12 protein-coding genes are annotated in these 12794 nt (G+C 70.5%); 8 read left to right on the forward strand and 4 right to left on the reverse strand.

The genetic code is table 11. The features are described from left to right. The first annotated feature begins 195 nt into the window (after positions 1 to 195). The 8 genes from VF647_24065 (at position 196) to VF647_24100 (ending at position 8882) form a co-directional block, all read left to right on the forward strand. Positions 196 to 1311 carry a hypothetical protein gene (locus tag VF647_24065; GenBank protein ID HEX8455177.1) on the forward strand — a complete coding sequence of 372 codons (1116 nt, stop codon included), beginning with the start codon at positions 196 to 198 and terminating at the stop codon, positions 1309 to 1311. Continuing rightward, the gene (locus tag VF647_24070) at positions 1308 to 2564 is read left to right on the forward strand and encodes a vWA domain-containing protein (GenBank protein ID HEX8455178.1); all 1257 of its coding nucleotides are present in this window, start codon (positions 1308 to 1310) and stop codon (positions 2562 to 2564) included. The genes VF647_24065 and VF647_24070 overlap by 4 nt, the downstream gene beginning before the upstream one ends. A gap of 95 nt (positions 2565 to 2659) precedes the next feature. Beyond that, complete coding sequence (locus tag VF647_24075; protein ID HEX8455179.1) at positions 2660 to 3133, forward strand: hypothetical protein; 474 nt, start codon at positions 2660 to 2662, stop codon at positions 3131 to 3133. Continuing rightward, positions 3130 to 4476: a hypothetical protein gene (locus VF647_24080; protein HEX8455180.1), complete on the forward strand. Its 1347-nt coding sequence runs from the start codon at positions 3130 to 3132 to the stop codon at positions 4474 to 4476. The genes VF647_24075 and VF647_24080 overlap by 4 nt, the downstream gene beginning before the upstream one ends. Before the next feature lie 195 nt (positions 4477 to 4671). Beyond that, on the forward strand, positions 4672 to 5160 hold the full coding sequence (locus VF647_24085; GenBank protein HEX8455181.1) for a hypothetical protein: 489 nt from the start codon (positions 4672 to 4674) through the stop codon (positions 5158 to 5160). A gap of 117 nt (positions 5161 to 5277) precedes the next feature. After that, positions 5278 to 5625 carry a hypothetical protein gene (locus tag VF647_24090; GenBank protein ID HEX8455182.1) on the forward strand — a complete coding sequence of 116 codons (348 nt, stop codon included), beginning with the start codon at positions 5278 to 5280 and terminating at the stop codon, positions 5623 to 5625. 22 nt (positions 5626 to 5647) lie between these two features. After that, the gene (locus tag VF647_24095) at positions 5648 to 8335 is read left to right on the forward strand and encodes a phage baseplate assembly protein V (GenBank protein HEX8455183.1); all 2688 of its coding nucleotides are present in this window, start codon (positions 5648 to 5650) and stop codon (positions 8333 to 8335) included. Beyond that, positions 8295 to 8882, forward strand: a complete 588-nt coding sequence (locus VF647_24100) for a hypothetical protein (GenBank protein ID HEX8455184.1) — start codon at positions 8295 to 8297, stop codon at positions 8880 to 8882. The genes VF647_24095 and VF647_24100 overlap by 41 nt, the downstream gene beginning before the upstream one ends. A 10-nt stretch (positions 8883 to 8892) precedes the next feature. Here the strand turns inward: VF647_24100 and VF647_24105 are convergent, their stop codons facing one another. From VF647_24105 to VF647_24120, 4 genes are all read right to left on the reverse strand, one after another. Next, a complete protein-coding gene (locus VF647_24105; GenBank protein HEX8455185.1) occupies positions 8893 to 9153 on the reverse strand; it encodes a hypothetical protein in 261 nt (86 codons plus the stop codon). A gap of 72 nt (positions 9154 to 9225) precedes the next feature. Then, on the reverse strand, positions 9226 to 10005 hold the full coding sequence (locus tag VF647_24110; GenBank protein HEX8455186.1) for a hypothetical protein: 780 nt from the start codon (positions 10003 to 10005) through the stop codon (positions 9226 to 9228). 198 nt (positions 10006 to 10203) lie between these two features. Then, complete coding sequence (locus VF647_24115) at positions 10204 to 11466, reverse strand: pepsin/retropepsin-like aspartic protease family protein (protein HEX8455187.1); 1263 nt, start codon at positions 11464 to 11466, stop codon at positions 10204 to 10206. A 160-nt stretch (positions 11467 to 11626) separates the two neighbouring features. Next, the coding region (locus VF647_24120; protein ID HEX8455188.1) for a heparan-alpha-glucosaminide N-acetyltransferase domain-containing protein at positions 11627 to 12794 on the reverse strand (1168 nt) is incomplete at its 5' end.

The raw sequence follows: 12794 nt of genomic DNA on the forward strand, positions 1-12794 counted from the left end.
TTGAGCGGGCGAGTTCTCGCCAGTTGTCGGGAAGGAAGCGGGTGATCACCGCCCACTCTTCCGCAAGGATGTCGGCTCTCATGGAATCCACGATAAGCCGGCTCGTTGCCACGTGCAAGCCTTAAGTTAACGCGTATGGGGCTTTAGCCCCCGGCTCCATGCCCGCGTTCGCATTCACCCGCTCTACGCACACCCATGCCCGCCTACGCCGTCGAATTCGCCACCCCCGAGGGTCCCAGGCGCCTCCGCTTCACGCTCGACCCCGAGCGGTCACTGGGGCCGCAGGTGCACCAGATTTTGGAGGAGATGCGCCAGCACGGAGTGCTGCTGAGCGGCGGCCCGCGCGACGAGCTGGGCGTCTACTGGAACGGCGCCGATCTGCAGCTCGACCGCACCCCCGAAGCGCTCGGCGTCACCCCGGACCGGCCGCTGGAGCTACGCATGCGGCCGCGCCCGGCCTGCGTCCCCGCCCCGGAGCCGCCAATCACCCCGTACTTCCCGCGCTCCGCGTACGCCGCCCCGCTCGCCGGCGCGGCGGGCGCGCTGCTCGGCTGGATCGCCGCATCCACGATCACCGACCTGGGCGCCTGGCTCACCAGCTACCGCACCCTCGACCTCGCCGCCGCCGCGCTCCTCGGCGCGGGCACCGGGGTGGGCGTGCGGGCGGCTGGGGCGATGCGCAAAGGAGCGCGCGTGTGGCTCGGCGCGGCCAGCGGCGTGGCGGTGGGTGCGCTCGGTGGCGGAGTTGGCGCGATGCTGGGAACCGTGCTCGGCGAGGTGCTCGATCCGGGGTATTTACTACTAAGGGCGGCCATGTGGGCGATGGTCGCCGCGGGGATCGGTGGGGCGCTGGGGCTGCTGGAAAAGGACGGGGCGCGGAGGGCGTTGGACGGCGCCTCATTCGGCACCGCGGCGGGAGCGGCGGGAGCCCTCCTCTTCTCCGCCCCTGGACCGACAGAGCTCTGGCAGGCGCTGGCCTTCGCGGTGGTGGGCGCGGCACTCGGAAGCGGACTGCACACCCCCGCGCATCGGCGGGCACACGCGGTCCTCGGCACAGACGGCCACGAAGGGGGACGGATGACACTCATCCACATTCGTGAGTGGGCGCTGGAAGACGGACGCGGGGTCGCGTTGCCGGGCGGCGCCGTCCTGAGCTGCGCCGCCGGCCGCTGTCAGCTCGTCCCCGGCGATGATCTGGTGACGGTGGCAGGCCTCCCACTCCACGGCCCACACGACCTGCGCAACGGCGACACGGTGGAGCTGGGTGGCTTGCGCTTCCGCTTCCGGCGCCTGAGGGAGGCCCGCCCATGAACCGCGCGTTCGGCCCCCTCACGCTCCTCGCGCTCCTCGCGGCCCTGTCGAGCCCCGCATCGGCGCAGCCGGAGCTGGTTCGCTGCGCCGAGGGGCGCTCGGTCCCCTGCTTTCGGATGCGCGTGGAGATCACGGAGGGGCAGGCGCCGGGAACGGGTGATTCGGCGCGGTGGAGCGGCGCGGCGGGCGCGGTCCCGTTCCGCGAGGTAGACGTCCGCACGGTGGCCGATGCCGCGCGCCCCCTCGTGCTCCTGGTGCTTTTTGACGTCAGCGGGAGCATGGCCGGCGAGGGGATGCAGCAGACGCGCTCGGCCCTCCGCACCTTCCTGCGAGGATTGGGCGGCAGCGAGGTGGCGGTGGCGCCGTTCGGCAGCCGCGACGTGACGGCCGGCATCCGCGGGGCGCGCTTCGGCCCCCCAGCCGAGGCCGACGCAGGCATGGACCGCCTTCCGGCGCCCGCGGGGAACACCGGCCTCTACAGCGCCGTTGCGACAGGCGCGGAAGTGCTGGCGGCGCGGCTTCGAACCCCGCCTGCGGGAGCGCAGGGAGTCCTGCTGGTGCTCACAGACGGCCGCAACGACGTTGGCCACCCGGGCGACGAGCCGGGGCTGCTGGCGGGACCGGAGGGGCGCGAGCGGGCGGTGGATGCGGTGCGCCGCGCCGGAGTTCCCGTGTGGATGGTAGGGATCGGCAACGGCGTGGACGCGGGGGAGCTCGCCGCGCTCGCCGGGCCGATGGGAACGCCGCACACCGTCGCCTTCGATCCCGTCCGCCTGGGTCGCACGCTGGGCGAGCTGCGCGGCTCCCTCGCCTCCGCCCGGCAGGTGACGGCGGTGCTCCCGGCCGATGCGCGAGCCCGACTCGCCCGCGGCGAAGTAGCGGTGCGAGTGGAGCACGCCGTCGGTGGCATGCCGCACACCGCCCGCTGGAGACCGCCGCTGATGGCGCTCCCCGCCTTCGCCGGAGTAGCGAGCCCGTCCCGCCCGCTCGCCACGCTGACAGCGATGCGGGACGAGTCGCCGGCCGGCGGCACACTGCCGGTGTTCGCGACGCTGGCGACGCTTCTGGCGGTCCTCTGGTGGATCGTGCCGCCGCTGATCTGGCCCGTGCCCCGCGCGGCCATCGCGACGCCCCAGCGGCGGAGCGAAGCCGAGGGCGACGGCATCCGCCCGGGAGTGCGCGAGGCGCCGCCGCGCCGACCGAATGACGTAACCGCCGCGCTGGCCCGCCGCATCGTCGTGCGGAGCGGATGAGCGCTCCGGTCTCACAATTCGACCGCGCCATCGAAAGCGGCGCGCATCCTTATCCCTCCGATCCCGGCCCACGTTCGGACCAAGGAGAGCCAGCCATGCCGGTAGTGAAAGTCACCCGCGCCGGGGTGCGGTCGGCGCCGCGCGAGGTGCCCACGGACACCACCGCCGTCATCCTCCCCATGACGGCGGACCGCGTGGGGCGCGAAGCCCCGGAAGACGAGGGGCCCACCAGGGTCGCGAGCCTCGCGGAGGCATTCGAGAAGTTCGCCCCACGCCTCGACTTCCGCACGGTCGTGGGCGACGGCGGGGCCGAGTTCGCGGCGGACCTCGAGTTCCACTCGCTGCGCGACTTCGACCCCAAGCAGATCCGCTCCCGCGAGCCCGGGAAGCGCAACGACCTCGCCGACCTCCAGAGCCGCATCGACATGCTGCACCGCATGCGCGAGCGCTTCTGCGTCCTCTCAGTGAAGCGCGCGTGGGAGAACGAGGATCAGCGCCGCGAGATCATCAGCGCGGTGGCCGGCTTCGAAGAGCAGCTCCGCCTCATCGCCCAGGGAGGTGAAGGATGAGCACGATCGAGACGCAGCTCCTCACCGCGCACGACATCATCGGGCAGCGGCGGGCGGGGAAGGCGATCGCGGAGATCTTCAACGTCATCCATCCCGCGCCCCCGCGCACCGCGCTCGCCGAGATCTTTTCGGCGGGGACGGCGGCGCAGTTCCTCGACCGCGTCACCTCGCTCAGCGGGCTGCTGCGCGAGACGGACAGCCACGAGCAGGCGCTGGCCCGGCTGGACCGCGCCATCGAGGCCGCCGAGCGCGTGCGCGACCAGGTGCTGTGCGAGCTGTACGAGCAGATCCGCCCCCTGGAGCGCAGCTACCGGCTGCTGAACCTGTTCTTCGACAACGCCGAAGTGCGCGATCAGGTGCAGCGGCCGCCGGTGGAGTTCTACGTGTTCAACGCGGACACCTCGGCCATCCGCAGCGACGCCGGCTCGTCCACCATCGCGGCGGTCGACGAGTTCGTGCAGAGCCGCAACGACTCGTTCAACTTCCGCCAGTTCATCTGCAACCTGGTGGTGCCCGGCTACGTGCCGGACCGGGTGCGCGTGCGGCTGGAGGAGATCGCGAACCAGTGGGGGATGCTGCTGGTGGGCGACCTGCGCGACGAGCCCTCCTTCCGCGCACTGAGCGACCAGTTCCGCACCGACGGTGGCGCTTACGAGTTCCTCAAGCGCCCCGAGGACCGCGCCGCCGCCGACGTGGTGGTGGCCGGGTGGGTGAAGCTGCGCGACCGGCACTGGTTCGAGGACGGCGAGGGCGACGCCGACCTGTACGGACCCGCCTCGCTCCTCTTCGCCGGCGCGCTGGCGCGGACGGACCGCACCACCGGCGGCGGGATCGCGCAGGGGCCGGTGGGGATGATCTTCGGCCAGCTTCGCGGCGCCGAGCGCGCCCGCATCGAGCCGCGCATCTCGCAGATGGAGCACCTGTCGATGGAGCGGCAGATCGTCAGCATCATCCGCAATGAAGACAACCAGCTCTGCTTCGTGGGGAGCCGCTCGCAGGCGCAGGATCCCGACGGCGTGCTCAAGTTCTTCACCTCGTACCGCGTGCTGCGCTACCTGGAGCGGCGCATCGCCGTGTACCTGCGCCGCGTGGCGGAGCAGCGGCTCACGCGCGACCTGGTGAAGGAGCAGGTGAGGAACCCCATCGAGGAGTTCCTGGACAGCGAGAAGCGCAAGGGGACGATCCACAACTTCGACCTGGACATCGACATGGACGAGGCGAAGTTCGCGCGCGGGGTGCTGGACATCAACCTGGAAGTGGTGCCGGTGGGGCCGGCCGAGCAGTTCGTCCTCAAGATCGACACGCCCCCTTTTCACGACGCCAGGGAAGGCGCGCAGCAGTGACCGCGCCCGGCCTTGACGTGCGCGTGCCGGAGCCCCGGCGAGCACGCGGCGCGCGCGCGGCCCTCCGGCGGATACTGGATTGGCTGCGCGGCTGGGCTGGCGGATGACGGAACGACGAAGCGGCGCACTAGGCGCCGCACAATACGCCGGGGGCGGAGCGCTCCCGGACAACCCCGACCCCCAAGGGAGGAGCTCATGGCCGGTGCAGCCACGTACAAGCGCGTGATGGTGGAAATGGGAGGGCTGAAGTTTTTCCCCGTCGAGGCCCGTTACAGCCTGTCGCGCAGCGCCAACCAGGTGGGCCGCCGCATCGGCGACTCGCTTCAGGGGCGCGCCTTCATCTACTGCGACGCCCACGACACGTCGCGCCTCACGCAGGACGACGCGATCGAGCTGTGGAGGATGGCGACGGAGACCAAGGATCCGCTCCACAAGGTGTCCATCACCTACTACTCGGAAGACGGCGACCGCGTGCTGTCGAACGTCGAGTTCATGGGGTGGATCAACAACTTCGAGTTCTACAACCCGGCCATCGGCGGCGAGAGCCGCGGCGCGGGTATGGGCCTCGGCGGCGCACCCACGCCCGCGCTCAGCAGCCCGAACGGCTACAACAACCTCCTCTACCTGGAGATGGCGGTGGTGCTCGACGAGGCCAACGTCAGCAAGCACAAGTTCACCAAGTAACAGCGGCCTCACGCGGAGACGCGGAGACGCAGAGAAAGCACTCGAAGTTCTCTCAGCGTCTCCGCGCCTCCGCGTGAGATCCTGCCATGCCGGCCCACACCACGATCTCGGAGCGCGATGCGAACGCTTGCCCTTCCCCTCCGTGTGGAACCTGATGGCAAGCTGGAGCGCGCCGACGCGGGCGACACGCTGATGGCGATGATCCGCGCGATGGTGGCGGCGTCGCCAGCGAGCGGGACGCGCTTCGGGGTCCACGAGGCGTTCCGGCGCGCCAACCCCGCGCTCCAGGACCAGCAGTGCCTCGCCGATGCCCTCAACGAGGCGCTCGCGGAGCTGGGGATCGACTGGGCGCGCGTCGTTGGCGTCCACACGGAGCCGGCGCAGGAGCCGTGGGAGCGGCGCTTTGGCATCACCCTGCGCATCGACGGGCGGGAGCAGGCCGTGCACGGCACCGTCGCAGCGTAGAATTCCAGCTGACAGGAGAACCATGGGTGTGGACGTGACGGTGGTGGTCGGCGAGCTGCGGCTGCGCAACGGCGAGATCGCGCACATGGAGCTGCGCCAGGAGCTCGGCGCGCACCATCTCTGCTGGCTGGAGTTCACCCGCGACGAGGCCACCGACCTCCTCCTGGAGCGCCTCCTGGACGTCCCCGTCACCGTCACGCTGGCGGATGAGACCGGCGAGCACGCGGCCTTCACCGGCCAGGTGATCGGCGGAACGCAGGGGCACCTGCTGAACGCCGGGTCGCGCTTTCGCCTGGAGGCCGCCTCCAAGTCCATCGCCATGCAGATGCACCGTGACATGGACGTCTTCGAGAACATGGCCTACACCGACGTGGCGCGCCGCCTGGCGAGCGACGCCGGTCTGCAGCTCACGGTGGGCGAGGCGAAGGCGGGCGAGCGCTACCCGTACCTCCAGCAGAGCGGGGAGACGGACTGGGAGTTCCTCGTCCGCATCGCCGACGAGAACGGGTGCTGGGTGCGCCCCGCCGCGGCCGGCCTGGAGATGCGCTCCGGCTTCGACGACCAGGCGTGGGAGCTCCTCTGGGGCGCCAACCTCCTCGCGCTCTCCACCCGCTGCCGGCTGGCCAACCCGGGCTACAAGGGCGCCGTCTACCAGGTGGACGAGAAGCGCGAGCACCGCTTCCACGCCGTGCGCTCCGCCCCGGCGCTCCTGGGCGGGGCCACCGCGCTGGTCAACGCAGCCACGCGCGCATCGCACACCTTTGCCAGCGGCGGCGACCCCGGCGTGCTCGACGACGCCGCGCGCACCCCGACCCTGGCCGCCTTCAAGCAGCGGCTGGAGCAGGAGAGCCAGCGCGCGCTGGGCTCGGCGGTCGGCGTGGAGGGCACCTCCACTCACCCAGCGCTCAGGGCGGGCGACACCGTGCACGTCTCTGATGCGGGCACCTTTAAGTTGGCCGCCACGGGGAAGTTCGGACTGGTGCGCGTGACGCACCGCTGGGACGGTTCGGACTACTCCAACGACTTCGCGGCGAGCCCGTGGGCCGCCTTCACCAGCGAGACGCGCCCGCCGCGCCCGCTCGCCCCCGGCTTCGTGACGGCCGAGGTGGTCGACAACGGCGACCCGCAGGGGCTCGGGCGCTTGCGCGTGCGCTACCGCTGGCAGGACCAGCCCGCGCGCACCCTCTGGATGCGCGTCGCGACGCCGCACGCGGGGAACGGGCGCGGGATGCTCTTCCTCCCCGAAGTTGGCGATGAGGTGGTGGTCGCGTTCGAGCAAGGGGACCCGGAGCGGCCGTGCGTGATGGGGAGCGTGTGGAACGGCAAGGACCGCGCGCCGCACCAGTCCGGCGTGCAGCGCATCGTCACGAAGAGCGGCAACGCACTGCACCTGAGCGACGCGCAGGGGAAGGAGACGGTCGAGATCCACACCGCGAAAGGCACCTGCCTGATCCAGCTCAGCAACGACGCGGGCGGCGTCCCCACCATCACGCTCCACGCGGAGGGGGACCTCGCGCTCGAAGCCACGGGCGAGATCCGCATGTCGTGCAAGCGCCTCGTGCAAAAGGTGGAAGGGGACGCGTCGCGCGAGGTGGGCGGCGCGGAGCAGGTGAAGGTGGGGAAGGGACTGAAGGTGACCACCGGCAACGAGCTGGCCCTCTCGGCCGGCAGCAGCGCGACGCTCCAGGCCACCGCCAAGCTGGAGACGATCGCGGGCGCCACCCACACCATCGCGGGCGCCACCGTGCAGATCCAGCCGCCGGGGCACGTCAAGCAGAGCGTCCGCATCGAGGGGCTGACGCTGAAAGGCTCGGTGCACGGCGCGCGGGCGGTCCCCGCGCTCGCGCCCGGCACCAGCACGGCGGACTCCCGCACGCCGCGAGCGGGCACGCGGCGGCCTCCCGCGCGGCCCGCCGCGGCGCAGCAGAACCGGGCTCCGTTCTACGTCACGCGAGTCACGGGGCAGGTGGCGGGGGGGCAGCCGGCCACCTCCATCCCGGCGCGGAAAAATACGACGGTGGTCTTCACCGCCGACCAGTTCACCCGCACCCCCGCCGCCGCCGAGCTGCAGCAGATCCAGTGGGGAGTGCGTGTCGGAAGCGGCGCGCTGGAGGCGCAGTCCGCGCGTGGCCAGCAGTTCAGGCTACGCCTCGAGGACCGGCACGACGGCCAGCAGGTGCGCGTCTACGCCTTCAAACATAGCGCGACGGACCGGGTGAGCGTCTCCGTGCAGGTCGGGGCGGTGCGGAGGAGGCTCGCGAACGAAGCGGAGGGGCGGCGCATCCTCCAGGCGGCCAGGGACAGCGGGGAATGGCGCTACACGCAGGGCGTGCCCCACACTCCCACGCTGTATCACGACCCCCGCGGCGGTGACTGCACGGACCTCGTTCGCCTCGCGACCCGCCGGGCGCTGGGAACGCACTGGCGAAGCAGCTACAAGGCGAGCACCGCGATGTTCCGCTCCGGCGACCACCCGGGCTTCGAGCGCGTCACCACGCCGCAGGTGGGCGACGTGGTGGTGGAAGGCGGGCACGCCGGCATCTACTCACATACGCACGCCGACGGAAAGGTGTTGGGATGGGCGAACAATGGGAGTCCAGGCAGGCGGGGCCGGCCGTACCGGGACCGCGAAACCGGCTTTCGACCGTTTAACCAGGGATGGTTCGGAGATGGAGGAGCTCATTTTTTCCGCGCGATCGTGCACCCATAAGGGCTCGTCCATCCGTGTATTTCGGATCGCAATGATGTGCGTTGTCGCCTCCCTGACGGCGTGCTCTGAACCGCGAGCGGAGGCCGAGAGCGGGATTCCAGACGCTGAGGAGAGCGCCCAGCGGTATCTCGAGAACGCGGTTTACACGCGAGTGCCGGCGGAGGTGGCGGGCGAGGAGATCTGCGAGTCCGCGGCTACGTATCCGCTCCTTGCTCTCGCGCAATATCGGGTTCTCGGGTCCGAGATGCGCGGGGATACGGCACTGGTCGAGGCGGAGGTGTCGAGTGTCGCGACGCTCGAACAGCATCCTCACGCCGCGGATAGATACGTCATTTCGCAGGGCGGTCGTACGGACACTCTCCACTTCGCGCTGCTGCGGGCCGGAGCCACGGCAGGGTGGCGGATCTGCGGGTATGCGCGAGAGTTCATCGACTTCTTCGGGCCGCACGACCTGGAGAATTCGACCGTGGAGTGGCGTCCAAAGGGTGCATCGTGGCTGACCCTGAGAACCGCGGTAGACTCCGTGCGAGGCGCCGCGAAGCGCTGACGGCCTGAGGCTACGCGCTAGGCCCCTCGCGGTCGACGAGCTGGCGGATGATCGTCCTGCCGCCGCCCGCCACCTGCAGGAACTCGCGGACGTGCTCCACCACCTCGGCGTGTGACGGCGCCTCGAGGTAGGCGTATCCGATGGCGTCGCCCTTTCGCTCGGAGACCGAGTATTCGCCATTTGCGAGCGTAACCTCGGTGGTCATCGGCGCGAACATGCCCTGCGAAATCAGGACGCCGGCCTCGCTCGAACGGCGAGCATAGTCGATCATGTTGTTGCCAGGGCCTGAGGACTGCTCCGCCGCGGGCCAGTAGATCACGAGAAAACGCATATCCATGCTCCTTTAATGGGTGTGCCGCGATGTGTCGAGGGCGGCGTGGTTTGTAAGGACCTCGGCCACCATCCAGGCGGCTCCCGCGCAGGCGAGGGTGACGCCGGTGCCGCCCCAGGGGATGTGCTGGTTGGGCGCGTTGAAGATCTTGGGCATCCAGATGAGAACGCCGAACGACATCAGCAGCGCCGTTAGCAGCCACGCGGCGAGGGTCGCCATGATCCCCGACATCAGGGCGAGGCCGGCGAGCAGCATCGCCCATCCGGTGGCCAGCGCCCAGAACCTCTGCGAGAAGGGGAACCACGTGGGCACCATCGCCGACGTTTGCGGCACGGCGGTGAAGTGCGCGATGCCGAACGAGACGATGCAGAGCCCGAACAGTACGCGGCCGATCAGCACGGCGCGAGCGGTCCGTGTCGAGTACGACGGCGCGAGCGCGGCGTACATCATCAGCGCGGCGACGGTGAGGCAGAACTGCTGCGCGAAGCCGGACCACACGCCGAACAGGTGCGGATAGTTGATCATGCGCGGCATCCAGAGCAGCGCCGCCAGCAGGTAGAGCACCGCGAGCGTGAGGAGTCCGGCGGGCGTCGTCCGGCGCCACTGCACGGCCAGTCCGCCGGCGAGGAACGCCGTCCCCGCGAGGTAGGCGAGCGCCTGGCGAAATGGCATCCAGTCCTGCACCGGGTACCAGAACATGGCGAAGTCGCCCCACGCCAGCCCGCTGGCTCCGAGCATGATGGCGCCGATGCCGAACACGTGGCGTCCGGGATTCCAGGCTGATGGGATCATCGACGATCCGCCACGCGCGGTGAAGGACGAGGTTGCCGCATGCGGCTCTACCGACATCAAGGGACGCTCCGTTGTGAGAATCGTACGCGGCGATCCGCTCGCGCTGCGCGTTCAACTATGGCGACGAACGGGGGGCCGGCGGAGAGACAGATGTGGAGGCGCGGAGAGGATGAATCCGCTCCGCGCCACCGCCGTGGGCTACCGCGCCCGCAGCTCCATCGCGCGGAAGTCGAGCGTCATCGACTCGAGCTGGCTGAACACGTCCTGCCCGAGGTTGCCGAAGAGGAACTCGCTGCGCTCCATCGTGGATTCGGTGAGCACGCGGACGTCCCGGAGGGTGACGGGCCGGCCCGCGATGTCAAGCTGTACGGAGGGGAGAGCGTAGGCGGGCACCTGGCGGATTCCACCCGCCCCGCCCATGCCGACCGTCGTGGAGGTTCCCTTCATCACCTCCTCGCGGTTGGCCGCCAGAAAGGGAGGGAAGAGCGACGTCGTCTGGGCGCCGGTGTCCAGCCCCACGTGCATGCGCCGGCCCGCGTGGCTGACCGCCAGGCGGGGCGCCATTCCGTCCAGGCAGAGGTTGGAGGCCGGTCCGGGGCGCGCGGACGGTGCGGGTGCCTCGAGCACGATGCCGCCCGCGCGCAGGTGCGTCGTGGGGCCGAGCGCCGCGATCACCGGGTATCCGACGATTCCGCGGATGCGGTAGCCGATCTGCGGAAAGGAGAGGCTGGCCGCGGGGAGCACCAGGAAGACGGCGTTGCGCACCGTCGCCCCGCCCAGCCTGAGCTCCGGCGCGACGGCGAGGCGCGCCGCCCGCCGCTGCCCCGTGGCCGAGCCCACCTGCACCGCCGCCTCCACGATGCGGAGCCCCAGCTCCACCGCCGTGGAGTCGGTGATCGTGGAGAGCCCCGCGCCCGTGTCCCACACGAAGGGGATCCGGTTTCCGCCGACCTCCACCTCGGTCGTCAGCAGCCCGGCCCTGTCGCGCGCCGTCTCCAGGCGCACCTCCGGCGCGCGCTCCACCGTCTGCGGGGGCACGGCAGCGAGGGCGCCCCACAGCGCGGCCGCGTTCGCCGCCTCCGCCCGCGCCGCGGAGTCGCGCGCGAGGGGGACCGCGGCCGAGTATGCGCGCGCAGCATCCGCGTAGCGGTACGCCTTCGCGTGCGCCTCGCCCATGATGGAATGCGCTTCCGCCAGCAGCGTATCGCCGCCGCGGGCTGATCCGATGAAGCGGCGGGCGTGGGCCACCGCCTCGTCCGGCCGGTTGAAGGCGGAAGCTTCGGCGGCACGGTAGAAGCTCAGCTCGCCGCGCGCATCACGGAGCGCGTCCCGCAGCCCGAAGCAGTCGCGCGCCCGGTACAGCGCCGCGAGGTTGTCCGGGCTGGGCGACGGCGCCACGCGGGGCGCGGGTGCGCACGCCCCGAGCGCGAGGAGGGCGGCGATGCGAAAGGTGCGCTTCATCTGAATACGTGCCGCGTTAGAGTTCCCGGAAGTCTCACGCGGAGGCGCGGAGACGCAGAGAGAAAAGCATGAGAACTACCAGGCGGGTTCTCTCCGCTCTTTTCTCTTTTCCTCCTCTTCCGCGTCTCCGCGTCTCCGCGTGAGACCAGCCGAACCTCGCTCAGAGGTAGCTCAGCAGCGGGTTGGTGCTGCGTGATTTAAGCGCCGCGTACCACCGGCACAACGGGTAGAGGAGGACGACGACCAGGATCCACATGCCCCAGACGGCCAGCAGCGGCATCGCCCAGCCGGCCGGCTGCGTGACGGGGAACTTGTCCGGGGTGGGCGACTCGAACATGTAGCGGATGGTGCCGTAGCGCACGTACGACACGAACAGGGCGATCAGGTGCAGCAACAGGATGTGCGCCAGGTAGTAGAACATCGGCACCTTGCCGACGGTGTACACCGGGCGCAGGATCGCGGACGGCGTACGGCCATCCATCGCGCGCAGCAGCAGGAGCGCGGGGCCCAGCGTCATCAGCAGGAAGAGCAGCGACGGCGGATACTTGGTCAGGTTCAGGAACGACAGCAGCGTGAACGTCGCCGTGGGCTGCGCCTTCCAGGGGAACGGATCGCCGTAGACGTTGACGAAGCGCAGCACCAGGAACGCCGTGGTGAGCGCAATCCCCATCCGCAGCAGGAGTTGGCGGCGTCGCGCGGGCTCCCAGCCGTAGATGGCGCCCAGGCTGTAGCCCACGGCCATCACGCCGATCCACGGGATGAGCGGGTAGGCCAGGATCACGATGCGGCCCGGCGCGGCGTACAGCAGGCCCGGGGCGTGGAGGATGTTCCAGAGCGGCGCCAGGCTCCCGAACGACGCGGCCTGCACCGGGTCGAACAGGTTGTGCAGCACGATCATCGCGCCGCCGAACGCGCCGGCCACCCAGGTGGGGAAGTGCACCAGCGCCGACAGCACCACCATCGACCAGCCGAGCGCCCACAGCACCGTGATGATGGTGACCTTGTAGTCGGCGTTGAACTGCCACAGGAAGCGGCTGATCGTCAGCTCCAGGAAGACGAGCCACAGGCCGCGCGTGAACAGGAAGCTGGAGAGCTGCGCCGTCGTCCGGTTGCGCCGCACCAGGTACGCCGCCGTCCCGGTGAGGAGGCAGAAGACCGGCGCGCAGAAGTGCGTGACCCAGCGCGTGAAGAAGAGCTGCGGCGTGGTCGTCGCCAGGTCCGTCGGGTTGATGGACGCGCCGCCAAAGAAGTCGCGCGTGTGGTCGAGCGCCATGAGGATCATGATCACGCCGCGGACCACGTCCACCGAGTCGACCCGATGCCGCACC

This window comes from Longimicrobium sp., from assembly GCA_036387335.1.
GTDB lineage: Bacteria > Gemmatimonadota > Gemmatimonadetes > Longimicrobiales > Longimicrobiaceae > Longimicrobium.

What these genes read in the sequence shown, in the direction of transcription:
- VF647_24100 (HEX8455184.1), top strand. Translation starts at nt 8,295, where the DNA reads ATGGAGGAGCTCATTTTTTCCGCGCGATCGTGCACCCATAAGGGCTCG.
- VF647_24075 (HEX8455179.1), top strand. Translation starts at nt 2,660, where the DNA reads ATGCCGGTAGTGAAAGTCACCCGCGCCGGGGTGCGGTCGGCGCCGCGC.
- VF647_24090 (HEX8455182.1), top strand. Translation starts at nt 5,278, where the DNA reads ATGCGAACGCTTGCCCTTCCCCTCCGTGTGGAACCTGATGGCAAGCTG.
- VF647_24080 (HEX8455180.1), top strand. Translation starts at nt 3,130, where the DNA reads ATGAGCACGATCGAGACGCAGCTCCTCACCGCGCACGACATCATCGGG.
- VF647_24105 (HEX8455185.1), bottom strand. Translation starts at nt 9,153, where the DNA reads ATGATCGACTATGCTCGCCGTTCGAGCGAGGCCGGCGTCCTGATTTCG.
- VF647_24085 (HEX8455181.1), top strand. Translation starts at nt 4,672, where the DNA reads ATGGCCGGTGCAGCCACGTACAAGCGCGTGATGGTGGAAATGGGAGGG.
- VF647_24065 (HEX8455177.1), top strand. Translation starts at nt 196, where the DNA reads ATGCCCGCCTACGCCGTCGAATTCGCCACCCCCGAGGGTCCCAGGCGC.
- VF647_24070 (HEX8455178.1), top strand. Translation starts at nt 1,308, where the DNA reads ATGAACCGCGCGTTCGGCCCCCTCACGCTCCTCGCGCTCCTCGCGGCC.
- VF647_24095 (HEX8455183.1), top strand. Translation starts at nt 5,648, where the DNA reads ATGGGTGTGGACGTGACGGTGGTGGTCGGCGAGCTGCGGCTGCGCAAC.
- VF647_24115 (HEX8455187.1), bottom strand. Translation starts at nt 11,466, where the DNA reads ATGAAGCGCACCTTTCGCATCGCCGCCCTCCTCGCGCTCGGGGCGTGC.
- VF647_24110 (HEX8455186.1), bottom strand. Translation starts at nt 10,005, where the DNA reads ATGATCCCATCAGCCTGGAATCCCGGACGCCACGTGTTCGGCATCGGC.